This window comes from Emticicia agri (genome assembly GCF_004168285.1).
In the GTDB taxonomy this organism is placed as follows: domain Bacteria; phylum Bacteroidota; class Bacteroidia; order Cytophagales; family Spirosomataceae; genus Emticicia; species Emticicia agri.
Genome location: NZ_SEWF01000027.1, coordinates 40,671 through 66,316 on the forward strand (window position 1 = coordinate 40,671; position 25,646 = coordinate 66,316).

Annotated in this window: 20 protein-coding genes; 11 read left to right on the plus strand and 9 right to left on the minus strand. The window is 34.3% G+C overall.

Annotated elements, in window-relative coordinates; all coding sequences use genetic code 11:
* Positions 1-12 precede the first annotated feature (12 nt).
* From EWM59_RS17555 to EWM59_RS17565, 3 genes are all read right to left on the minus strand, one after another.
* Positions 13-966, minus strand: a complete 954-nt coding sequence (locus EWM59_RS17555; RefSeq protein WP_130022554.1) for a bile acid:sodium symporter family protein — start codon at positions 964-966, stop codon at positions 13-15.
* 187 nt (positions 967-1,153) lie between these two features.
* Entirely contained in the window at positions 1,154-2,674 is a 1,521-nt protein-coding gene (locus EWM59_RS17560; protein WP_130022556.1) for a SusD/RagB family nutrient-binding outer membrane lipoprotein, read from the minus strand.
* 11 nt (positions 2,675-2,685) lie between these two features.
* Positions 2,686-5,871, minus strand: a complete 3,186-nt coding sequence (locus EWM59_RS17565; protein WP_130022558.1) for a SusC/RagA family TonB-linked outer membrane protein — start codon at positions 5,869-5,871, stop codon at positions 2,686-2,688.
* Positions 5,872-6,165: 294 nt separating this feature from the next.
* On the opposite strand from EWM59_RS17565, the gene EWM59_RS17570 reads away from it, so the two are divergent.
* Positions 6,166-7,323: a LacI family DNA-binding transcriptional regulator gene (locus EWM59_RS17570; RefSeq protein WP_130022560.1), complete on the plus strand. Its 1,158-nt coding sequence runs from the start codon at positions 6,166-6,168 to the stop codon at positions 7,321-7,323.
* Positions 7,324-7,492: 169 nt separating this feature from the next.
* Here EWM59_RS17570 and EWM59_RS17575 read toward each other — a convergent pair whose 3' ends face one another.
* From EWM59_RS17575 to EWM59_RS17600, 6 genes are all read right to left on the minus strand, one after another.
* Positions 7,493-8,194, minus strand: coding sequence for a hypothetical protein (locus tag EWM59_RS17575; RefSeq protein WP_130022562.1), 702 nt, complete (start codon positions 8,192-8,194; stop codon positions 7,493-7,495).
* A gap of 1 nt (position 8,195) precedes the next feature.
* Positions 8,196-12,428 (minus strand): DUF6443 domain-containing protein, encoded by a 4,233-nt coding sequence (locus tag EWM59_RS17580; protein ID WP_130022564.1) that lies wholly within the window; start codon positions 12,426-12,428, stop codon positions 8,196-8,198.
* A gap of 29 nt (positions 12,429-12,457) precedes the next feature.
* Positions 12,458-13,117, minus strand: coding sequence for a hypothetical protein (locus EWM59_RS17585; RefSeq protein ID WP_130022566.1), 660 nt, complete (start codon positions 13,115-13,117; stop codon positions 12,458-12,460).
* Positions 13,114-13,308 carry a hypothetical protein gene (locus EWM59_RS17590; RefSeq protein ID WP_130022567.1) on the minus strand — a complete coding sequence of 65 codons (195 nt, stop codon included), beginning with the start codon at positions 13,306-13,308 and terminating at the stop codon, positions 13,114-13,116. Before EWM59_RS17590 ends, EWM59_RS17585 begins: the two co-directional genes overlap by 4 nt.
* A 90-nt stretch (positions 13,309-13,398) precedes the next feature.
* Entirely contained in the window at positions 13,399-14,442 is a 1,044-nt protein-coding gene (locus EWM59_RS17595) for a hypothetical protein (protein WP_130022568.1), read from the minus strand.
* 389 nt (positions 14,443-14,831) lie between these two features.
* Positions 14,832-15,878, minus strand: a complete 1,047-nt coding sequence (locus EWM59_RS17600; RefSeq protein WP_130022570.1) for a phage integrase SAM-like domain-containing protein — start codon at positions 15,876-15,878, stop codon at positions 14,832-14,834.
* Between the two features lie 614 nt (positions 15,879-16,492).
* Between EWM59_RS17600 and EWM59_RS17605 the strand changes: the two genes are divergently transcribed.
* From EWM59_RS17605 to EWM59_RS17650, 10 genes are all read left to right on the plus strand, one after another.
* The gene (locus EWM59_RS17605) at positions 16,493-17,845 is read left to right on the plus strand and encodes a tyrosine-type recombinase/integrase (RefSeq protein WP_130022571.1); all 1,353 of its coding nucleotides are present in this window, start codon (positions 16,493-16,495) and stop codon (positions 17,843-17,845) included.
* Positions 17,846-17,882: 37 nt separating this feature from the next.
* Positions 17,883-18,140 carry a hypothetical protein gene (locus EWM59_RS17610; protein WP_130022572.1) on the plus strand — a complete coding sequence of 86 codons (258 nt, stop codon included), beginning with the start codon at positions 17,883-17,885 and terminating at the stop codon, positions 18,138-18,140.
* Between the two features lie 475 nt (positions 18,141-18,615).
* Positions 18,616-18,915: a hypothetical protein gene (locus EWM59_RS17615; RefSeq protein ID WP_130022573.1), complete on the plus strand. Its 300-nt coding sequence runs from the start codon at positions 18,616-18,618 to the stop codon at positions 18,913-18,915.
* A 171-nt stretch (positions 18,916-19,086) separates the two neighbouring features.
* A complete protein-coding gene (locus tag EWM59_RS17620) occupies positions 19,087-19,368 on the plus strand; it encodes a helix-turn-helix domain-containing protein (RefSeq protein ID WP_130022574.1) in 282 nt (93 codons plus the stop codon).
* A complete protein-coding gene (locus tag EWM59_RS17625) occupies positions 19,358-19,681 on the plus strand; it encodes a hypothetical protein (RefSeq protein ID WP_130022575.1) in 324 nt (107 codons plus the stop codon). Before EWM59_RS17620 ends, EWM59_RS17625 begins: the two co-directional genes overlap by 11 nt.
* Positions 19,668-21,113, plus strand: coding sequence for a DNA primase family protein (locus tag EWM59_RS17630; protein ID WP_130022576.1), 1,446 nt, complete (start codon positions 19,668-19,670; stop codon positions 21,111-21,113). The genes EWM59_RS17625 and EWM59_RS17630 overlap by 14 nt, the downstream gene beginning before the upstream one ends.
* Before the next feature lie 76 nt (positions 21,114-21,189).
* Positions 21,190-22,140, plus strand: coding sequence for a DUF6371 domain-containing protein (locus EWM59_RS17635; protein ID WP_130022577.1), 951 nt, complete (start codon positions 21,190-21,192; stop codon positions 22,138-22,140).
* Between the two features lie 119 nt (positions 22,141-22,259).
* Entirely contained in the window at positions 22,260-23,375 is a 1,116-nt protein-coding gene (locus EWM59_RS17640) for a hypothetical protein (RefSeq protein ID WP_130022578.1), read from the plus strand.
* Positions 23,376-23,750: 375 nt separating this feature from the next.
* Positions 23,751-24,698, plus strand: a complete 948-nt coding sequence (locus EWM59_RS17645; protein WP_130022579.1) for an IS256 family transposase — start codon at positions 23,751-23,753, stop codon at positions 24,696-24,698.
* Positions 24,699-24,798: 100 nt separating this feature from the next.
* Positions 24,799-25,646 (plus strand): transposase (locus EWM59_RS17650; RefSeq protein ID WP_130022580.1); only part of this gene is annotated, 848 nt, incomplete at its 3' end.

The window sequence follows — 25,646 nt, forward strand, 5'->3', positions numbered from 1 at the left end:
TTTAATTTGGTTTCAATGATTTGTTTTATCTGAAAATGGTTCATTCGGTGGGTGTTTACTCCAGAAATTCGCTAACATTGATCCTGTAATATTCATTACAGGTCCGAAAATAGCAGCAGCCAATCCAACCGTGGCAATGCGACCCATTTCGTTGGCTAAAGCAGATGCCAGCCCTGCATTTTGCATACCTACCTCAAAAGAAACTGCACGTGCATCTTCTTCCTTGAATTTTAACAATCGAGAGAAAAAATAACCGAGAGCATAGCCAAAAATATTATGAATTATGACAACAATAACCAATAGCAAACCAACTGTTTTGAGAGAACTTGCACCACTGGCAGTAACCACCAATATTACGTAGGCAATACCTAACATGGAAAAAACAGGTAGTACTTTGTTAAATCGGGCTATTATTCGGGGTATTATTTTATAGATAGCTAACCCTAAAATTATAGGTAAAAGCACCATTTGGGACATATCCCAAAACATAGCCCAGAACTCTACCTCTATCAGCCCTCCTCCCAATGATTTCATCAGAAAAGGAGTCATAATCGGTGCTATCAACGTTGACAAAGTGGTAATAGTAACTGATAGTGCTACGTTTGCTTTGGCAATGAGTGCCATTACATTTGAGGCAAGCCCACTCGGGCTGCTCCCGATTAGAATAATTCCGGCTGCAATTTCGGGCGGAAAACTAAAAACCTTTGATAGTACCAGTCCTGAAAAAGGCATAATTGTGAAATGACATACTAAGCCTATAAGTACTATCTTAGGTGATTTAAAAACTTCTGTAAAATCATTTACTGTCATTGTTGCACCCATTCCAAACATAATAACCTGTAAAACAGGTTTAATAAATGTGTTGAGTTTAACTCCAAAAAAACTGCTGAACGTATCAGGGAAATTATAGCCAAGTATTACCAGAAAAATGATGCTTATGGTGTACCAGTAGTCTTTTAGTTTCATTAGAGTTAATAGAGAGTTATTGAATAATGTTAATAGGCTGTCTCTATGTTGAAAAACAAGATTCTCATTGGTTTTCAACATAGAAGACGGCCTCTTAAATTAAATGTACCCAAATGCTGTCAAACTATTTAATAGCTTAATTCGTAAAAGAAATGCAAACAGCGATTTATGTTTATGTATTACTGGTTTATTTATCCCACCATACTTTAGAATCCAGATCGTCATTTCCTTGTCTGCCTATGGCTTCTTTCACATTCGCAGAATTAACAGAAATCTCAGAGTTCGGATAAGTCAGTCGTCTGATAAAATCACCCTTGATACTTTTTCCGGGAAAAGGATTAGGCGTTAATTTAGGAAAACCACTTCTTCTGAAGTTGGCAAATGCTTCCGGCCCGTTTAAGAAAGAAGCCACCCAATACTGCGTATTGATTTGTTCTAAAGCATCGGCAGGTACAAAAGGATGATCTTTCAGATAGGTATCTATGGCTTCTGCCGGAACAGTAGAATTGACATCATAAGCAGCTAATTGTTCCATGTGCGCCCTGACACCATTTTTGTAATACTCTTCCACCGAACCGGTTGCCCATCCTCTTTGTGCTGCTTCGGCTAGTAATAACTGGGTTTGTGCATACGTAACAAAAAACATAGGGCTTGCTACTTTGGTCATACGGGTTCTGTCCACCTGGCTATATTCGTAAAAGCTCGCCAGACCTGCGGCAGCAGCAGGCGCTTTAACGGTGTTGTTATCATAACCCAAAGGCATACCAATCTGGATTGCAGGGTCGGTAGAAGCTCTGGAAGCTACATGATCAGAACCTGACCCTGCCCCAACATATCTAACAGCAATAGCTTTTAACCTTGGGTCATTAGTTTTCTTGAGATAATCTACAAACGGAGCAGCTAAGAAGAAGTTGGCAGCTTCGGTAGAATTAAGCATCTGGCCTACACCATTCACATAGTTGGCATCATGTTTAATAAAAGCATTATCAGCATTCGAACTGAATACTCCTCCCTGAATGGCCTTTTGTGTCGTCTCTTTGGCCAATGTCGCATCAACTTTGGTTAGTCTCATGCCCACACGTAGCATCAAAGAGTAACCAAATTTTTTCCACTTGGCAATATCGCCCCCATACAGCACATCTGCTGTTTCACGGGTTTTGGCTGCATCAAGCGCTGCGGTTGCTTCTGTCAGTTCTTTAATAACATTAGTATAAATTGCTTGTTGCGTATCATATTTTGGCAGAACTATCTGATCTGTGAAGCCTTTACCGGCCTGGTCGTAAGGAACATCGCCGTAAGTATCCGTCAGGATTATAAAAGCATAAGCCTTCCAGATACGAGCCATGTTAAGCAGGTTGCTTCTTGCCGGAACATCTTTCACTGTTTTTATGACATCGGTTGTAAACAAAACTACTGTTCTGTAATACCGTTGCCATAGCTGTTGCGTGGCATCTCTGTTATCCTGATTAAAGTTGGCTCCGGCTACCACGCCAGAATTGGGCGTTACCATTTGTTGCACAATTCCCATTTCATACTGCACAATACCTGCCGGAAAAGACGCATTAATTAAAGCATTATTGAATATAAAGGCCGGGTTGATGGCTGTGGCTGCTGTTTTATTGACATTGAGTTCATCAAAACCTTTGTCGCACGAGGAAGCCAATACAATAAAAAAGCTTATTAATAAGTAACTATATATTTTTTTCATGATTATTAGCATTAAAATTTAACGTTTAAATTGAACCCTAAACTGCGGGTTGTTGGCAGACCCGTAGATTCCAGTCCGACAAGGTTGTCAGAAGAGTAGCCAAAAGACTCAGGGTCTATATTAGGCACCCATTTTTTTAGCATTAATACATTATTTGCCACGAAACTTAGTTTTACTGCTTTAATTGGAGAATTCTGAGGCAGGAATTTAGTAAAGTCATACCCGGCAGTAATCTGACGAAGTTTCCAGTAGCCACCGTTATAAATGACCGGCTCAACCAAAGCAGCAGTTCTTACAATTTCCCAATAAGGTTGTATATTGGCTTTTACTGTATTGGGTTCTCCCTTTTCATTGACTCCATCACCGATAATTCCGTCTCTTCCTTCCAGCGTAATTTTATGTAACCCTTCTCTGATAAGGTTGAAATTAGTGCCGGATAACATCTTGTTACCCAATTTGAAATCAATCAGAAAGGAAAGATTAACTCCTTTGTAATTAAATGAATTATTAATACCCCCTACCCATTTTGGCAGAGCACTTCCGAATGAGATAAGGTCTGGTGTACGGATAGGCAAACCACCTGTGCCAAATATTTTTCTGCCTTGTGCGTCTCTCTTGTATCCAAAGCCATATATCTGAGCCATTTCCTGGCCAACTATTTGTCTTAATTCTCCATTGAACACGTGCGTACCAACGGTAATTCTTTCACCCGGGGTATCGGTCAGTAAACTTAAAACTTTGGTGATATTATAAGAGCCGTTAAATGTCAGATCCCATTGAAAATTTCTTGTTCGTAAAGGCACTAAATTAAGTAAGAACTCAACCCCTTTATTTTCGCTTTTACCACTGTTAATCAATGTATTAGTAAAACCGGAGGCATCAGAAATCTGGGCAGATACAATCTGGTCATTGGTTATTTTTCTATAAGCAGCAAAGTCAAGACCTACCCGATTCTTAAATAATTTCAGTTCTAATCCGATTTCAGACTCGGCTGTTTGCATCGGTCTTAAACCAGCGTTTGGTACAGTGGTACCCTGCGAACCACCGACAGGTTGAGCCGCTCCCGAAGGATTTGGAAACAGATTAGCATTGATGCCATAAAAAAGGTTATTTGAATAAGGCGCCACATCTGTATCGCTACCCACTTCGGCATAGGCCAGTCGTAATTTCCCGAAGTTCAACCAGCTTGGTGCTGACTGAAACGCCTGAGAGAATACAAAACTACCTGAGACTGAAGGGTATAGAATACTTCTGTTTTCGGGCGAAAGTGTAGAAAACCAGTCGTTTCTGGCCGTAACATTCACAAAAAGGAAGTCTTTATAAGATAATTCTCCTGAACCATAGATGGAGTTAACAGCTCTCTCGGTCAAACCATAAATCGGGTCTTTTACCCGACCATTCATAACCGTATACAAGCCTCTTACGACAAAATCCTGAACCAGTACACTGTTCAAATCAGAACGACGATACATCTGATTCCCCCCGGCATTGATGTCAATACCAAAATCGCCGAACTTTCTGCTGGCCGAAATCAATACATCAGCATTGGTCTCTCTGAATCTTCTCGATTCCTGCGTAAATGTACCATTCACAAACCCGGCAGGTGCAGGGCTTAAGGAAGCATGTCCTGTCGGGAAGTTGTTAAATTCCTGGTCACGAGACCAGAAATCCTGACCAATACGTCCCTGAATAAATAACCAGGGTAAAATGTTATATTTTGCTGAAATATTTCCAAAAAGCCTATCACGGCGAATATTCTGAAACTGTTCAGCTAATACCCAGTAAGGATTGGTACGATTCTTAAATCTTGAATAAACATACTCATTCCCATCAGCGTCATATTTCTTTTGATCCAGCAAATCCAAAGGCATGGAATTAGCCATATTATAAAGTGCTGTTGGAATAGAGTTATCCTGATTGGCTATATTCGGAGGATTTTTGTTGAATTCGTTAGAATAATTTACATTTCCCGAAAAGCTCAGTTTTTTAGACAAATCATAAGAAAAGCCGAGGTTCACAGTTTTACGGCTGAATGAATTATTAGGCACAATACCTTTACTGTCCATATTAGCAAATGAAAGATTAAAACCACCTTTTTCACCACCTGCTGATAAACTGATGGTATTGGTAAAATTCGAGCCATTTCTAAAGAATTTCCTGATTCTGTTATAGACAGGTTCATACGGAACAGTAACCCCATCAAACAATACTTGTGTCATACCGGGTTGAAATTTCTCACCAAAAGACCATTGACCGGAAGTAGGATTAGGTGTAGTAGGCCGAACACCATTTTCTCCCTGACCATACTCGTATTGATAATCGGTAAAGTCGAGAGGTGTTTCGTTGGTGTAATTTGAGTTGAAACTTACGCCAATACCACGCCCGCTCCCTTTGGTTTTAGTAGTAATCATAATTACGCCATCTTTGGCACGTGAACCATACAAAGCTGCTGCGGTAGCTCCTTTAAGCACAGTCATGCTTTCAATATCATCAGGATTTACACTCGATAAACCATCACCGCCATCAGAAGTATTTCCTCCACCTCTCACGCCGATAGAGTTATCAGAAGCGGCGTTTCCGGGATTTGTACCAAAGTTGGTATTGTCAATAGGCACACCATTAATAACAATTAATGGGTTGTTTTGTCCTGCAAAAGAAGATTGACCTCTTATCCTGATTTTTGATGTGCCATTGGGGCCGGTACCCAGACCAGAGATATTTACTCCGGCTATTTTGCCCTGCAGGGTATTCATAAAATTGGGAGAACGGTTTTCTGTAATGGCATCTGCAGAAATCGTTGAAGTAGCATATCCTAATTTCTTAGCATCTTTTTTAATACCTAAGGCCGTTACTACTACTTCTTCCAATGCTTGGGTATCTTCCAGTAGATTTACCTCAATTGCAGAACGGTTGCCAACTTTAATTTCCTGAGCTAAATAACCGATAAAACTAAAAACGAGGGTTTCTTCAGAAGAAGCATCAATCTTAAAGTTGCCTGAGGCATCTGTGGTAGTTCCCCGTTGAGTACCTTTAATGGTAATACCAACCCCTGGCATTGGGTCTTTAGTTGTTCCACCTATTACACGCCCGCTGATTGATCTGGTCTGCGCTAAAATCACTAATGGGCTGAAAAATAGCAGTAATAATAGGATTTTCTGTTTAAAACTGTGGGTTCTTAATGGGTAATTCTGTTTCATTTTTGTAGAAGTTTTATTTGATTAGTACAATTTTTTATGTTTGAAATACTAAAATTTCAGGTTCTTTGAAAAAATAGGATTATCGAAACTATATGCAGAAATTTGATTTCCAAATAAAGCGTGTCAATTTGACACCTACTATTGAACGCCAACTATCAGAAACGTTTGTGATAATCATTTTTTTTAGGTTTTTTGTAATGAAGTGGTAAGAGAAAAGGAATATTAATGGTTATAAAGAAATTTTTGCGTAATTTGATTATTGATAAGTAATCTTAAAAAAGTGCAACATCAGGTATGCAAAAATGTATTAAATGTAATTCGGTAGATGGGGTAATCAGATCTGGTTTTTTAAGAGGAAAGCAGCGTTTTTTTTGTAAACTATGTAATTTCCACTTCATTTTAGAAAATGAAAATGCCAGATTACCCCAAAAAGCTACTCAGGCCACCATTGTGGATCTGGCGAAGCATTTGGGTATTGCTGCTTCTACCGTTTCGAGGGCTTTAAATGGTAAAGCTGATATTAGTCCATTTACCAGAAAGGCAGTCATGCAAGCGGCCATTGACTTAGATTACAGACCTAATTTATTAGCTCAGAGTCTGAATAAAGGTAAGACGAACACGATTGGTGTAGTGATTCCGAATGTTGAACTTCCTTTTTTTGCAACTGCTTTAGCGAGTATTCAACAAGTGGCTATTGACACGGGTTATAGAATAATGGTTTGTCATTCAAGTGAAAGTGAAGCTATTGAAAAACTCAATACAGAAACGCTCATAGCATGCCGTGTAGATGGGTTATTGGTAAGTCATTCAAAAGAGACCACCTCTTTTGAACATATTCAAAGGGTATTAGCAAAAAGTATCCCCATAGTACACTTTGATAGAGTTTGTAACGAGATAGATACCCCAAAAGTAATTCATGAAGACTTTAAAGGAAGTTTTGATTTGGTAGAACATTTAATTTTACAAGGTTGTCGCAAGATTGGTGTCATGCTTGGACCTCAGAAGTTTTATATTTCACAGATTCGTTTGGAAGGGTATAAAGCGGCACTTCAAAAATATGGTATTGAAGTAGATGAGAAATATATTTATTATTCAGAAATGAATAAAAATGATGGAACGAAGGCCTTTGAATATTTCATCAATCTGCCAAATCCACCAGATGGACTTTTTGCTATGCTCTCAAGAAATGCCATAGAAATGATGGTGGAGGCTAAAAAAAGACAAATTAAAATTCCTGAAGATATGGCATTTGTTGGTTTTGGTGATGATATTCTGTGTGAGTTATTTGAACCCTCTTTGACAGTCTTTAATCATTTTCCAACCAAAGTTGGCGAAGCTGCTATAAATCTGCTTATTGAAAACATTAAGAACAAAAATACTACCAGCTCTACTATTCAATCTGTTCAGGGAGAGTTAGTGATTAGAGATTCTTCCTTTAAGGGAAAGAGTTAACTTATGATAGAATTTCATTTAATACCCTCTTTATATCTATTGCTAAATTTTTTTGTAAATAGCCTACTTAACTTTAAATGAAATAGTCACGATTTAATCTGACAGTTAATTTTAGCACCCTGCTGTCAGATTAAGTCTTATCTATTACACTTAAAATAATCAACTTTTTTCAGGGAAGGATAATCCTATCAGTATGAAGAATTTCAGCTCCAGTTATATTTTTTTCGAATAAAGCATTTTTTAAATTTTCTTTAATATAAATTTTGTTATCAAAAGTTCCTCTTACGCTAAAAAGGTCAAAGTCTATGGTGTATTTTAAAGCTATTTTTTTTGCCCAAAGAGAATAATAAATATCTTGGATTTTTGATTCTTTTTTTACCTCCTGATCTTTTCTAATATATGCCTCTTTATCATCTAATATTATTTCTTCAAGAATTCTATCTCGAATATCTTTTTTAATAAATATACTATTAGGGTAGTCCACAATATCAGATAAATCACAAACTACTTTTAAATAGTAATAATTTTCAATGAAATCTTTTCCCCTTAACAGCCTAATTTGATAAAACCTGTGTTCAGGTAAAAGAAATTTTTCGAAAATTTCTTTTACCTGAACACTTAGGATAAAACCTGTTGAACCCATCAAGCTACAGCTCAAAAAATCACTTATTTTTGACTTTCCATTCATTACAAAATGATCAAAGTTTGGTATAAAGGGAGGTATTGAGTTATAATATTGCCTTGAAAATATATAAATGGAATCCTTAGCATTATAATCATACCCTTTCCCCATCTTCGTAATTTGAGGATAGTATGCACCTGTTTCCTTTGTGGCACAGGCTTCTTCTAATATATATATATTCTCTTTCATTTTAGGTACAGTTAGGGTCTCCTTGACAAGGAGATATATCCATTTTTTTTAATTGAATTTGAACTTTTGTGTTGTCGGTTGGCATAGTTACATTTGTTTTAAACAAATCGTTTATTTTAATATCTGGTTTACTATTAATTAAATTTCTCGTATCAGAGACAGATCCTCTTACAAATTTTGTAGATTGGTCTATAGTTCTATTTGGGTTATTTTCTTTAAATTCCTCCAATTTTCTAAACATTTCCTTATTATACTCAGGATGGTTGCTATGTCTACCTTCTCCTGTTTCTTTATTAAATTTCTCGACTTCTATTTTGTTTTCTTTACCATCTTGTTTAAACCCTCCTTGACGTGCTTCTTGAACTACAGGATGCCCCTTTAAGGCATTAGGTGAAATATGATGCTCTTCTGTTGCAGGTAATAGTACGGGGCTACTTGGTTGTAACGGAACCGTATTAGGAATAATTCTTGGTGCGACCATAGGCCTTACCAAGACTCCACTACTTGAAAAGATTGGTGAAAATGGAGCTAACTCTTTTCCCTCCAACTCAATACCTTTTCCAAACTTATTTTCTTGTAAAGCATATGGAGAATTGTAAACATATTTCTCAGCCAGTGGGTCAATTTGCCAGAAACGACCAATTTGATAATCTGATGGTCTGAATTTAAATAAATCTATACCTAGTCCAAATTCATCAATTCTCTCTTGCTTTTGATATTTCCAGTTGTTGGTTTTTTCCCCACTAAGACTATTTATTTCATACCCAAATACATCGTAATCATTCGATTGTACTACGACAGGTGGCTTGTAAATCCCACTCACAGGAGCTGCTGAACTATCTCTAAAACTTACTCTTAAATTACCCCAAATATCTCTATATTCAAACTCTGATACCCATTTTTGAGTATTTTTATTGAAGATAAATCTCCCCTCATCATGAATAATCTGATATACGGAATCATTCTTCATAATCAGATTATCCCGATACATCCATACGTCACCGTTGGAGAGTTTGCGTTTTAATAGAGTTCCATCGGCATCATAATAAAAATTTACCCAATTGCCATTAGTGAACTTAACTCTACTAACTTTTTTCAGATAAGAATGATAAATAATACTATCAATGCCTTTGTTTTTGTCAAATTTCAAAGCTCCATTACTCCAATAACCATAATCGTTGCCTGACGTATTACCATCATTAAATCCTACACTTGTACCAGCATCAGTTACCGAAAGCAGTTGATTGCCACTGTAGGCATAACTTAGGTTATCTATCGTATTTCTTTTGAGTTGTAAGATATTACCATTCCTATCATATCTCACAGTATCTAATGAATAATTACTTCCTGAAACCCCACCACTATAGCCTGATTTGATTAAGCGACTTGCGCCGTCATAATAATGCTTATATTGTTGATTTTTAGCTATATTGGGTGTTTTCCACGTCTGGTAGCTGATATTTCCATCATAGTAACGTTTATCATCCTCAAATGCCAATTTCATCGAAAACAGGTCATTTTCTTTAGGGTCTGGTCGTACCAACTTGTTTCTACAGTTGATACAGTTTTGTTGTCCTCTGATATGGTACTCGTAATTGATGGTTTGCAGGGCATCCACCAGTCCATTACTATGCGTAGTATCAATCTCAGCAATATAGGTTTCAGTAGTACCGTCAGCCACGAATATATCACTGATAATCACGGCTTTATTAGCAATATCCTGTGTAGTTGGTTGGTCTAAAGCAGGAGGACGATTAATATAATCTGCTCCCTTAGTTGCTATTTCATAGTTTCTGTTTGGTTCAAATTTCTTTGTTACTAATTGCCCAATCTCGTTATAGATATATTGGATGGTTGATTGTAAATTGTTCAATGAATTGATAATCTGGACACTGTAGCCATTTTTTCTCTCACCCTTTCCGTAAGTATTAGAAATAACATATGTAATACTTCCCGCTCCGAAATATTGAGGTGCAAAAATTCGTGAGTAGCTATCAATACCACCTTGCAATCTATAGAAAGTAAATGGATGCTCTACATTGTTCTGCAAGTTCTGCTTGGCAGATTCCATTACCCTCCCTTTAGTATCATAATAAAGGGCTTCAACCAACCATTTCCTGTTTTCAGTATAGCGTTTCCATGTTCCGGTCAATAAGCCTTTTGTATTGCTGTAATACGTATTCAAAGGTAGAAAATTATTACTTCGCCACGTAGCATAGTTATCGAAATAATTTACCCGCATAACCTTACTGCTATCTGCACCAATCGGAAAACTATTATTGGTGTAGTAGAAGTATTCTGGCTTATTGCTGTCAAAAGTTTCAGATAAAGTGGTTTGCGCATTAAACTGGCTTTGAATGGTACTCCTGCTATTTGCATTGGTTAGTTCACCAGAAAGGATTTCACGGCTTATCGCATCATATTTAGTGAAACTCCAAAGGTTGAGGTTTCTTTGGTGGGCATCCTGATTGAGTACCGGACGGTCTAATTTATCGTATATGCTATACGTAAATCCTCCATTTGGTACATGACTTTGTATAACCCTGCCCCTTACATCATATTGATAGAAAAATACCCCTCCTATCCATGCACTCGTGTTTTGGGCAATTGAACTGTTCAAAGCATAGGCTTTAGGTTGGAGAATTGCGACAGTTCGACCAAAATCATCATTGATGTAGTACGTAGTTAGATAATTACCTCCAACCTGTTGCTGCTTTTGTATGAGTTTGCCTTGATTGTCAGTAATTTCGATTTGAGTATTACCCTGTTCATCAATTACCCGTCTTTTGTATAAGCTATTATTGGCATAAGTACCACTCAATGTAATATTCCCTGTGGCATCTGCTGTATAATAGCGAATATCATTACCTGCTATTTCGTCAAACGTTTGAATTTTCTTATCGGTACTATGCCACGCATTACCTAAGCCAAACTGGCTTCGAGGTCGGTTCAGCATCGAATTTTCATAAATAGTTTTGGTATAAGGGGCTATGTCTTTATAAAAAGTTTGAGCTAAATCAAGTCCATTACTAACAAAAGCACCATTATCATTTTCAGTTGGATAAATGGTTAATAGTGAATCTAACCGGCCATACGCATCATAGTTTTGAGTAGCTAAAACAATATCCTTTGCTTGCGGGCTTAGGGCTTGCCCTACAGTTTGAATAGGCCGACCCAAACCATCAAAATAGGTATGGGTAGTTGTGTAATAGGGGATACTTTCAAATGAATTAGTAATACCAGTAGTAGGTAAAACATACTGCTTAGTAGTTACTTTATTAGTAGTACCATAGTAATATTCATATTCTGCAAGAATATTTCCATGATGGTCTTGTGTGGAACTAAGCCACCCAAAAGTATCATAAAAAAAGCTATTTTTAACACCATTTGGAGCAATCAATTGTTTAACACCAATCAACGGTAATCTATATTTAAAAGTAGTCGTTAATTCTGGTGTACCACCCAAGTTCTTTGTACTTGAAATAACATACGCATGATAGACGCTATCCAAGAAAGTCGTGTTATAGGTAAAGTTGGTCGGAGAATCACCTACCAATTGATAATCTAATAATTGCCCATAGGTATCATAATTTCCAAAGTCTATTCTCATGGCATAATGGCTATCCTTAACAATACTGCCACTTACTACATCAGCGTTTGTAAAGTTACTTTGAAACACACTTGGAGAGGAGGGAATTTCAAGTAAAGAAATATTATCAGGTAGGAGGTACTTACGGGAATCAAACGTATGAACCTGATAATTGGTTAGTTTACCTCCTAATACTCGTGGCTCGCTATCAGCCGCATTCTTTCGCCATGCTAAAACCTCAATAGGAGTACTTACCTCATTATTGATTTTCATCTGGTACAGAGCCAAAGCATTACCTGTAAGACTACTGTTTAGGTTACTAAAATCTGTTACATACCTAAATCTTTGTAAATCAATATTACCATCCGAAGTATAGTCCCGTACTTCTTTCGGCTGAAAATAGGTGGGGTCAAAATCCGTTTCAGATTTTTTATAGACAAACTTAGTGGTGTCTGTATCATCATAAGTATACTTCTCTGAACGAATAAGTTTAGAGGTGCCATATTCAAAATAATAAATCTGATTAGGAGAAAAATCATTTGATTGAGAATAGCAAAATTCGCTATCCATTTGGCGGTAATTCTGATAAATATTCTGCGCCTGCACCAGACGACCACATAAATCAGGGGTCGTACCGCTACCCATCACCTGATAGGTATGTTCTTCTTTGTATTTTATTTTATTTTATTATCTTTTCCATACACTCTTTTTTTGCTCAATTGCCCTCGGTTCCAGTGCTTGCTCTGAACATAAAACTTTGAACTGTTAAACAGGCTTATTTTCGTATCACTTGCTTGTCGGAACTCATAAATAGTTTTACCGTTGGCATGTGGTGCTTCATCATCATATTCAGTTACATAGGTGTAGGTAACGGGGCTTCCCTCATTAGGCATAAGTGGGCCGGTAAGATTGGAACTGTAGCGGCGGCTATCGTAACTATATTCAAAATAGGGATTACTTCCGGGAGGGATTGATTGTTGGTATGAAAGGATTTTCTGCTTGGATTCATATTGCAAACTCAGGTTAGTTTGCAAATCTCCGTTGCCATCTTGGGCTTGGCCATATATATAATATTTTACAATGGCTTGAGAAGTATCTGATGCAAAACTTGAAATCTTTTTGATACGCAATCCCCCCACTTTTTTACTAGCAGTGCCATCAAAGTATTGGTTCGCTTCAAAATCAAAAGTGGTAAAACCATTGGTTGGATAGGTAATTTTATTAAGCGTCCATGTTTTTAGATAGGCTTCCTGCGTATTTCTATTACCACCACCAATCGTAATAGTAGTTGGAGAACCCCCAAGATATACCGAAACGTCTTGAGTAGGAATCAAAGAAGTATTAGCAATGCCATTGTAATACCCCCAAAAGTCTTTGCCTTTGATTGGATGCCCGGCAAAGCATAAGTGGTATCATACGCAAGGCTATATTTCCCTATCTGTGTGCCACTATTATCTAAGAGTCTTACCTCCGAGAGAAACAATACTTTAGAAGTATCAGTACGTTGTTTGTAGGTATGTACCAAATCAAAGGTCTTGATGAGTTCATAGGTACTGGTGCTGTCTTTGTAGGAGTAGATTTCAATTTTATCGAGTGCTTTGTCAAAACCATCCAGTCAGTCAGTTGATTCCAAAACAAAGTTTATTTTACCCAAAGGAAAATAGATGGTTTTCGGAAGTCGTTGCTGAACGGCATTGTTCGCAGAAACAAAATTAGGTGATGGAGTTCCAGAGGTAAGTATTCCTGACGGCACGATGCCACTCGGGTTATCATTAATAGTAACCGTTTCAAATATATCATGGGTAGTTGAAAAACTGGCAGCAGGATAATATTCATATAAAATCTTATCGACAGCGCGCTTGCCTTGTATCTTTTTTAGTAGCCAAGCAGTAGTACCAACATCAACGGTTGCCTCCTTTTCACTGAAAACATACTGATTACCTCCTTCATCAGTGAGTTCAAAAAAACTGTTACTATTACTCGGATTGGTAGCACGGGTAAATTTAATTTTAGATGGTTCCGGCATGAGCCATTGAAAATTGGTCGTATCTCTTAAGATAAACTGATTACTTTTAGAGGGGATATTTACCGAAAATAAATCTCGTTCAATATCTATGGTATTTGAGGCCATTCGTTCAAAAGCAAATCGTACACTTTCGTTATAACACGTGGCTCCAACATCTTCTTGCACATTAGGTGCAATGGTTTTACCTAATAAACCTACATTAACTTCATCTGCCAAACCTCGTACTTGACGTGTCACCGCACCACCGTAAGTGAGGCTCCACCCCATACCTGTAAACGTGGCCATATCCGTTACTTTAATACCGCTCGCATGATAGGATAATTTAATAGGAATACTCAGGTTTCCTGCTGTAATTTCAAAGATGGGTATTTCAATAGTTGGCAAGCCATTGAATAGGTTAACCTGATAACTGCCATACCGCTCCATAGCTGCTACATTTGGAGATTTTGGACTTAGCTGTGGAATTAGATTTTTGATGTCTGTTAAGGCGGAGACATTGACAGCACTTGTTAAAGGTTTGTTTTTAGTAGTGTCTTTAGGAGTTTGTGGATTTTCTTTTTTCTGACCAAAAACTGGAGAGACAGCAAAATAGAGGAGGCTCATGAGCCACAGAAGTAGAGTTTTCTTTTTCATGCAACAACAAAAATTTGAGTTAAGGAATTGTGGAAATTAAGAAGCCTGTCGTTACTTACTTCGTATCTGAGGGAGTGAAAACCCTTGCATACAAAGCAAAGCAATGTAATGTACACGCTATTAGGAACTTTAGATTTAAACTTTTGTAAACTGAGTCTTTAACCTTTTAGCTACAAAGTTTAAGCAAATATATGAAAGTTAGTTAATTAATAACTAAGAAGCAAGGGGTATTTATTTTCCGGTAGTAATTTGTGTGTATTTCCTACTATAAAGATTATATTGATGAAAAATAGTATCTATGTGGATTGAGATTTCTATAATGCAGTCATTTTTTATCAACAGCGTCCGTCTCACAATACTTAAGTATAAAGGTTAATTTAATTTTATAATTATCTTTCAATTAGATGTATAGATTCTCTAACAGTTGTTTCAGGTTCAATTTTTATATAATCTAATTCAGACCTTGAAACTTTTTCATGTCCCAAAATTGTCGCAGAAACTGTTTTAAGTGGTACGCCATTATTAACATAGAATGAGCTGCCACTTTTTCTAATATGTTTGGTGCTAATTTCTTGTGCGTGTTTAATGCCCACTCTGGAGGCAAGTATTTTGTAAATACGTCTTACAGTCTGGTCAGGGTATTTTGGTAAAGAGTCGTATTTATTTAATATTTCCTCTAAAATATTATTAACTAATACCGTACATAATAATGGATCTTCTTTTCTTCTTTCCTTATATCTGATTTTTTGAAGAACTTTTTGTCCATCAACTTCCACCACGTGCTTTGCTTTATCAAAATCAAAAAAATAATCAGCATAATCCCAGGAGGTATAAAATAAAAAAGTGGAAATGTCTGCAATATGCCTTTCGGTTTTAGTTAGATGTGGTAAATTGTAAATATCTAATTGCAGGTTCTCTTTAATAATTATCTTCTTTAATTTTTTACCTTTGGCTCTTGGAGAAGCATCCTTCAAAGGACTTTCTTTGATTTTTCGTTTAATGATGGCTAACTCTAAAGCACTTTTAATATAATTTAGATACCGTTTGGCAGTCTTTTGATTACAGATCGGATCAGTACCTTTTGATAGAAAATCAAAGAATTGATAACCGAAAACGGTATCAACGAGATAAATATCAATATCCCCTAAGTTGTAAGATTTAGAGATAAAGGATTTTAAGTGTCCCTTACAATAATCATATTTATCTAAAGTCTTTTTAACTATTTCGCCTGTATCAAATCTTTTAACTTGCTCCCTATAATAGTCATCATACAATTCTAATAAAGTAACTCGTTGACGATTGGGCCTTAAATCCTTTAAAAATTGCTTTTTAAGTGTACGGCAATTAATTAGCTGTTCCAGCCTTGACATATAGACGAAACTCTGATTGAGCTTGGCTCTCATTTCATCTAACAAAGCATTATTTGATTCAGCCAATGCGGATTTATTAGTAAATTTTTGATTAGTCTGATTCTACCTTAATGGAGGCTTAACTCTGATTTGAGTTGAAAATTTAGATGCTTCTTCTCCATATATGCTAATATAGCCTTGAAGAGTAGGAATAGAATAGTTTTCTTTTCTGATTCGAAAATTGATAACTGGGACACTCATTTTTTTTCATTATATATACTGTTTTTTGATTGAAACAGTAATTAAATTAAATGTGGGTTGGTAACAAAAAAATGTGGGTTGGAATAAGGGAGAATTTTTTTTTCGGTAGTTTTCTGTCAGAAAGGCTATAAAAGCAAAAAAGCAAGGATTTTTCCTTGCTTCTGTGCCAAAATCTCTGATTTTTCCTTGCTTTTGCTCCCGAAGCTGGGCTCGAACCAGCGACCCTCTGATTAACAGTCGTATCCTATTCTATTTGTTTCTTATTTGATATTAATTGATGTTCTTGTAATATGTTGATTATTAATACTTTAATCTTATTTGTTTATTGCTATTTATTGTTTTTATGTTTTGAATTTGTACTTTTGTAGTGATACTTGTAGTGATACTGAATTTTGGTGTCACCAAAAATTGAGGTTTATTACAATTTAGATTTTAACTATATGGCTACTGTAAATCATTTCCTTGATACTCGAAAAACTGATAATGGTTTCGGAATCATTAAGTTAAGAGTAACTCATAATAGAGAGCAAAAAGACTATTCTACAAAGCTTAAAATACCAACAACACTTTATGATAAAATAAAGAAGCAGGGAAGTGAAATTGATGGTAGAGTTAAGGATTTGGATTTAATTAATTATCATAATCTGTTATATGGTACTAAGAACAATAATACGATTTATTCTGACGGATTTATTGTCAGAGCAAAAAGTATAATTAAAAAACTTGGAAACAATTTTAATTTTGATACTTTTAAGCATGAGCTTGATAACTATGGTAAAGATATAATTCTTGTTGATGAGAGGACTGATATTCTTAAAGCACTTATTCGTAAATCCGATAATCTAAAGTCTAGAGGACAAATAACACATGGTACCAACTTCGGTTTAGTAGCAAAATCGTTCAGTAGATTTGTTGAATATTTACAAAATGTTGACCCCTTTAGACTTAAACCTAAAAAGAATTTTATACTAAGATTTGAGCACATTGATAGTGATTTTTTGAATGACTGGAGTCTTTGGATGAAAAAATATGGTAAATCATCACAAAAGAAAGATGGTTTAGCGACACCAGCTTCAGAAACAACTATAGGTATTTATAGTAGAACATTGAAGATTATTTTTAATGATGCTATAGCTTCTAAAATAATTGACAAAGAGATTTATCCTTTTGGAAAAAATGAATTTATCCCACCCGCAGGGAAAAATATTAAGAAAGCTTTGTCAAAATCAGATATTGATAGTATTAAAATCTATCAATCTGAAAATGGAACATTAGAGCAACGAAGCCTTGACTTATGGTTATTTTCGTATTTTGGTAATGGGATGAATTTTACAGATATATTACATTTGAAATGGAGCAATATTTCAGATAATAAAAAAGTAATTGTATTTCAACGTCAGAAGACAAAGGGAAACCCTACTATAATAAGTATAAAAATAAATGAAAGGATGTGGGATATTATTAACCGTTGGGGGAATGAACGTAAAGATATAGATAGCTACATTTTTCCTATGTTAAATGATAAACTAAGTATTATTGAACGAAAAGCAATTGTCCATCAAACTGTAAAACTGACAAATAAATACATGAATAAGATTGGTGAAAAGATGGGCATTAAAAGCGATTTGAATACCTATCACGCTCGTCATTCTTTTGCAACCCAAATGATGAGAAATAATGCGCCTTTACAGATGATTAAAGAAAAACTTGGGCATAAGAGATTATCCACAACTGAAAGCTACTTGGGTAGTTTTGAAGAAGAAGCAGAAAATGAATATATAGATAAGTTATAATTTATGTATATAGTTAAAATAAAAAATTATAAATTTTATGTATGAGTTGTTTGAATTTCTTAAAGGACATATTACGCTTTTGGGATACGAAAAATATACTAAAGTATATAGTTTAGAGGAATATTTTAAAGGAGAAAATTCTTACCTGCCTTGTTCAAAAGATGGTTTTTATTTAATTGGTATTATTGATTTGGAAGAAGAGTTAAAGAATTTGCAGACTAAAGATGATTTACAATATAAATATCTTAATCCACATACTCAAACAATAAGAATTAAAATAAAAAAAAAAAGGTGATTCAGATTTTGAATTTGAATGGTTTACTATAAGCTTATCTCAAGAATTATCTGTTGAGTATTTTGAATTATTCAAAAAAGCTAATCAATATATAACTGAATTTCCTTATGACCATTTAAAACTAATAGAATGGTCTGCTAAACTAAAGTTTTATTTAAAAGAGAGTGATGTTAGTGATTTATATGTTTCTATTAATAATAGTCAATATTATACTAACATTTTAGCGGAGAGAATAGTAGAAATCCTTAATAGAATTGAAGTTGATTACCTTGGTAAAGAAAAAACCATATTTGAACCCAAGAACGAGCCTACTAATAAAAGAAAAGATATAGTACATCTTGTCTACAAAATAGATAATAATGAAAAGACTATTAAAAACTTAGACATAATTTCTTCTTACTCTGAAAAATCAAATATTAAAGAAATTTTAGAATTCAATATTAATTTACAAAAAGAGAACTCGAACAGTAAAGAAATGGAATTTTATGAGTATTTTATAGGAGATGAGGCATTAGCTTTGGCTAAAGAATTTAAAAAATACTTTAAAGGATTTAAGGGTAAGAGAATGAAAATCTTAATACTTATATTACAAGAAGATGGCAAACTTAGACCTTTAGAAAGGCAATTTAAAGAGTTCTATAAAGTAATGCAAGATTTTTGTGATTGGAGTATAGGTTCACGCCAAGCAATTAATGATGTAAAAAAGGAGCATATAAGAGAGGAGGAGTTTGAAGAAATTAGAACTTTACTTAATTCTGTATATGCTAATTTATAACTTAAAATATCAAACTATTATCCTCTTCTATAAGTAATCCAGTTAAAAAATACTTTAAAAGCTTGCAAAAAGTTGTATTTACTTGTATGCAAATATATACAAGTAACATAAATTTCTAAAAAGAAAAAAAAAGTAAAAATTTGTTCCATGATTAATGAAAATAATTAATAAATGGATCAAAACATAATTGTCACATCACCTCAAGAACTGCAGAAGTTAATTTACTCTGCTGTTTCTCACGCTGTTCAACAAATATCTATCCCTCAGAAAGTAGACCCTTTGCCTGAGTTTCTCACAATCGAACAAGCTTCAGAATTTTTGAACCTTGCAAAACCAACTCTATACAGCTTGGTAAGCAGGAGAGAAATCCCATTCCTTAAAAGAAGTAAAAAGTTGTATTTTTTAAAAGAGGACATTATTAATTGGTTAAAAGTAAAGAAAAATGAAGACTGAATACGGTAAAGAAATAATTCCAATGTCAAATATTAAGGATTTGAGAGTCTTTGAAATATTTAAGAGGTATAACTTTTTCAGTTTTGAAGAATATCCTGATGGTAAGATGCTTTTTGAAGTAGATATTGCCTTAATTGAAAAAGGATTAATTGAATTCTCTAGTACAAAATATGAAAAAATTGGGTTCAAAATAGTGGGAGAAGGACATATAAATTTGACCTCAGCAGGGTTGGGTTGGATTTTTGTTGTTGTTGACTGGCTGGCACCGGAAATTGATAAACTACAATTATTAAAAGCAGATGGAAGAGAATAATAAATTGCTAAATTTTATAGATATAAAGTCAGATATTGAAGAGAATATATTGAAAATTGCCAAAAAACATAAGGTAATTACCCTAAATGATTTACTTAACTATTTTTCTCCAATTAATTTTAGGGAGAAGACAGGGTTAAAAAATGTTAATCAAAAATTAGAAGAGAAATACGTTTTAGTATGTTGTGTTGAAGAAATCATTCGAGTAATTGAAAATTATGATTCTGGAATCTTAAAAAATGACAATACATTTTATCTATATAATGGTAAATATTGGCAAGAGATTCTTAAACCTGAAGTCGAGCTTTTTTTAGCTAGAGCCACTGAGTTAATGGGTGTAAATATATTTGACGCTAAATATTATCAGTTTCGGAAAAAATTATTCGAACAATTCAATTGCTTAGTGCCTACAATTCAAATCCAAAAACCAAGTGATTCCGTCAATGTGAACTTTCTTAACGGTACTTTTACAGTAAGTCTTGACAAACAGACGCTAAAAGCCTTTGATAAAAATGATTTTCTAACTTATCAATTACCTTTTAAATTTAATCCGAGTGCAGAAGCTATTATATTCAAAAATTATTTAAATGTAGTTCTTCCGGATATTGATTGTCAAAAAGTTCTAGCCGAATGTATAGCTTCCGTTTTTTTACCTAAAGAAGTAGTTAAGCTAGAGAAAGTAGCATTACTATATGGAAAAGGTGCAAATGGTAAATCGGTTTTCTTTGAGATAGTCAATGCTTTATTAGGTATACATAATGTGACCAACTATTCACTTTATAATCTTACTATTGACAAGAATTACTGTAGAGCAAAAATATCAAAAAAACTACTCAATTACAGTAGCGAGATAAGCGGTAAAATGGATTCTTCGGTTTTTAAACAGCTAGTTTCAGGTGAGCCTATAGAAGCAAGACTCCCATATCATGAGCCATTCATTATGAGAGATTATGCAAAGTTAATTTTTAATTGTAATGAGCTACCAAAGGATGTTGAACTTAATAATGCCTATTTTAGGCGATTTTTAATTATTCCTTTCGATGTTTTAATACCAGATGAAAAGCAAGATAAGGAATTATCCAAAAAAATTATAGATAGAGAGCTTCCTGGGGTGTTCAATTGGGTATTAGATGGATTAAATCGGTTAGTGCAGCAAAAAGATTTCTCAAATTGCGAGCTAATTCAAAACCAAGTGAAGAGGTATAAAATTGAATCTGATAGCGTAAAACTTTTTTTGTCTGAAGAAAATTATCAGTTATCAAACAATGATATGCCTTTAAAGGATTTAGTTACAGACTATCATCAATATTGTGTAGATAATGGCTTTAGAACACTTTCAAATAGAAAATTTATTGACCAATTAAGGGATGAGGGTTATGACATTAGAAGGAAAAATTTTGGGAATTCAATTTTTATTGAAAAAAAGTTTTAATTTACTAATCACTTTTACACTTGCTACACTAAAGTTTAAAATGTAGTAAGTGTAGAAAGTGTAGCAGTTTTAAAGAATGTATAATTTTGAATTTATCTTAGAACCATACTCTGGCTCTAAAAGTAGACATACTTGTCCTAACTGTGGTAAAAATAGTTGTTTTAGCTTGTACATACATATTGAAACAAGTGAACCTTTAGCATATAATGTAGGTAGATGTAATCGAGAAATTAAGTGTAAATACCATTATACGCCAAAGCAATATTTTCGGGATAATAAAATAGATAGATCAATCCAGAAATGGAATAAAGAGGAAAATGATTTTGTAATAGATTTATCAAAGAAAGAAAGCTCATTTATTGAAACGGAAATATTTAAAAGTAGTTTGAAAGGATATGATAAGAATAATTTTATAAGTTTTTTGATTAAAGATTTAGGCGAACAAAAAACATCAAGGTTAATAGACAAATATTTTGTTGGAACATCTAAGCGTTGGGAGGGAGCAACCGTTTTTTGGCAAATAGATATAGAGGGAAAAATTAGGACGGGAAAAGTAATACTTTATAATCCCGATTCCGGTAAAAGAATTAAAGCACCGGAAAGCTACATTACATGGGTACATAAATTACTGAACCTTGAAGAATATAATCTAAACCAATGTCTATTTGGTGAACATCTTTTAAAAGGGAATTCTGCTAAACCATTAGCTATCGTCGAGAGTGAGAAAACCGCAATTATTGCAAGCGCATATTTTGAAGAGTTTATTTGGCTTGCTACGGGTGGTATCTCTAGTCTTACACCTGAAAAATGTATTGCATTAAAAAATAGAAATGTAGTTTTATATCCTGATAGTAATGGATTTGAGAAATGGGAGCAGAAAGCAAAAATATTGCGAAAAGAATTGAATTGTAAAATACAAATTTCTGATCTTTTAGAAAGAAAAATACCTGCTGAATTTAGAAATGAAGGTTATGACTTAGCTGATTTTTTAATAAACATCAATTCCAAGGAATTAGATATTAAGTGATGTTCGACATTAAAAATAAGAGACAAGAAGTCTTAAAAATATATAAGTAGTATTCAATAAATTTTGGAATGAACAGTAATTATATTGAATGCTGAAAAATACTTTACAATAAACAAGAAATGGGAAAACAAATTTTTACTCGGGAACAATTATATAAAGAGCTTTGGAACATACCCCTATCAACATTTACTAAAGAGTATGATATTAATTATAATAAGCTAAAAGAGCTTTGTATTAAATTAAACATTCCACTTCCCAAAGCTGGTCATTGGCAGCAATTACAGTTCGGTAAAGATGTGAAGCAAATACCATTACCTGCATATAGTAATGATGACCAAATAATTGAATTGAATTTTAAGACGGAGGAAGAAATTTTAAATAGTGAGATATTATCTGAAAAGAATAAAAAAATAAATGAGATGAAATCAATTTTAGAAGATGACTTAAGAGTTCCTAATTCACTTATTAACCCTGAAAGAATAATTGCATCGACACGTAAACACTATTTAGCATACTATAAAAGAAAGTGGGATAGTGATGATTTTTCTCTACCCTATTTAAATTTAGGTGTTTCAGAACAGCAACTCCAAAGAGCATTGATATTTATGGATACATTTATCAAAATTTTAAAGAAAAAAGGATATGAAATAGTGCCTGCTCAAAATAATACAATCTTATTCAACGATGTTGAAATAAAGATTGCTTTGAGAGAAAAAACTAAGGTTATTAATTCAGGAAAAGATACTTGGCATAAAACTAAAGAGGTAACTGGAAAATTTATTTTTAAAATAGAAGCTTGGGGAAGTAAAGAATGGACTGATGGTGTTTTAAGTATTGAAGAGAAGCTACCTGAAATTATATATGGAATAGAATTATTAGCCGAACAAGCTAAACAAAAAGTAATTGAGCGTGACAATTGGCTTCAGGAACTTGAACGTCAAAGAGCGATTAGAGTGGAATTTGAGAAAAGACAAAAACAGGATTTATTGTCCTTTAAAGATTCTTTAGAAAAAGCTGAACGTTGGGATAGAACCAAGAATTTGAGAACTTATATAAGCGAAGTTGAGCAAAGAGCAAAGGAAAATAATAATTACACTGATGAATTAAATACTCGTTTAGAAAGATTAAGACAACAGGCAGATTGGTATGACCCTTTCATAAATGCAAAGGATGAATTGTTGGATACCATCAATAGAGTAACTCTTGACCTATCGAAAAACGAATACTACTATTAATAATAAAATGATCAAAATTAAATCAAATGACAAAACAGGTAAAAATCATTAAGGATAGGTTAGAGTATGTTTGAATTTTTAGGAAGTGTAAAAAACTAAATTTAAATCAACACTTTGGAGAAAATTAGATTTTCACTATCTGACAACAGATGTATTTCAATTTCTCCTCTTCAAGACTGAAAATAAGGTAATTACAGTCAATTATTACTTATAAGAAATGTAAGATTTATTCTCAGCTAAAGTTGGTTGTCTGTAATATTAAATCTTAATTATTACATAGGAAGAGTGTCGGTTACCAATTGTGAGACTATTTTTTAAACTGTGTCAAAACTAAACTTAGAATTTTTCTAATTTTACAATAGACAAAGTTTTTTTATGGCAACCAATCAAGACTTCGATTTTAAGGCTTTTCAAGAAGAAGCCATCAAGGGTTTATATTCAGGCAAGCCCTTAACAGGTGAGAATAGCATTTTTGCTCCCATGCTCAAGCATTTTTTAGAGCAATCCTTACAGGGTGAGATGGAAGCTCATTTATTAGAAGAGCGATCATTAGGCAAGTCAAACAGGCGAAACGGTACTTCAAGTAAAAGGGTAAAAAGTAATGTTGGGGAATTTGAACTGCAAACCCCAAGAGACCGTTCTGTAAGTTTTGAACCAAGTATAGTATCCAAGCGGCAAGTTGTTTTAACAGAGCAATTAGAGGGTCAAATTATTTCGATGTATAGCCGTGGTATGAGTTATTCAGAAATAGGCAAACATCTTCAGGAAATATATGGCTATTCCTTGTCTGCCAGTGAACTTACCAGTATTACTGACAAGGTATTACCCATGTTAAGAGAATGGCAGGTACGTCCATTATCACGCATCTATGTAGTTGCCTGGTTGGATGCGATGTACTATAAAGTAAGAACCGATGGTAAGGTTAATACTCGTGTGCTTTATAGTGTTATTGGATTGAATTTAAGAGGTCAGAAAGAAGTATTAGGTATTTATCTGACAGAAAGTGAAGGGGCAAAATTCTGGTTAAGCGTACTTCAGGATTTCAAAAATAGAGGTGTAGAGGATATTTTTATTTCCTGTGTGGATGGTCTAAAAGGTTTTCCGGAAGCTATTGAAAATGTGTTTCCTAAGACCCAAATACAATTGTGTGTTGTTCACCAAATTAGAGGTTCTTTACGCTTTATTCCAGAAAAATACATTAAAGAATTTATTGTTGATTTAAAGTCAGTCTATCAAGCTCCCAATAGTATTATTGGTGAAGAGAACTTGCTTGTTCTTGAAGAGAAATGGCGTAGGCTCTCCTTTAATAGGGTAACGATTTGATTAGCAATATTTTAGCAAATAAATAAACCCCGAATATGCACGAACTTGACATATTTCGGGGTTTTTCGTATTTTTCTTCTGCTAAGAATTAAAAATACAGATGCAAGGTACATTATTTGATTTGGATTCTCCAAATTTTTCCAGATTGCACATTTTCAAGAATAAGACAGAATTAGGTGCGATTTATCAAACCATAGATTGGGTAGCTTTAGACAATCTTCTTCCAAAAAAGAAAACCAAAGTTGGTTCTCCTTCCATTTTACCACCACGAGGATATTTTGGTTTAATGTTTCTGAAGCATTATCTGAAACTGAGTGATGAAAAGCTATTAGAGCGATTAAATACTGACTGGGCTATACAAATGTTTTGTGGCATTCAATTGTGTGATAATCAAATGGTTCGGGATAATGCTTTTGTCTCTAATGCACGAACTTACCTGGCAAAGCATATTGATTTAGGCGTTTTACAACAAACCCTTATTGCAAATTGGAAGCAGGAAATACCTGATAAACAAGTAGTACTAATGGATGCTACCTGTTATGAGTCTTATATTCGCTTCCCTACAGATGTGAAATTACTTTGGGAATCTTGTCAATGGTTATGGGAAAAACAGATTCCCACCCTGTGTCAAACTTATCGAATCAAATTACCTCGCTCAAAGTTTAAAGACCAAAAGACTAAATATATCTCTTACAGCAAACTGCGAAAGAAAAGTTATAGAAAAACCAGAAGCAGGCAAAATGCTTTACTAAAATTGTTGGATAAAGGAATAGAAGCCTATCAATCCCTGCTCAATCAAACTCAAGCGAAAGGATTAAGTATGGTAGACGCTGAAACATTTAAGACCATTAAACTGGTTTATCAACAGCAAAAACAGCGATACTTACACCCACAAGCCAAGATACCAAACCGGATAGTAAGTTTGTACAAACCCTACCTCAGACCCAT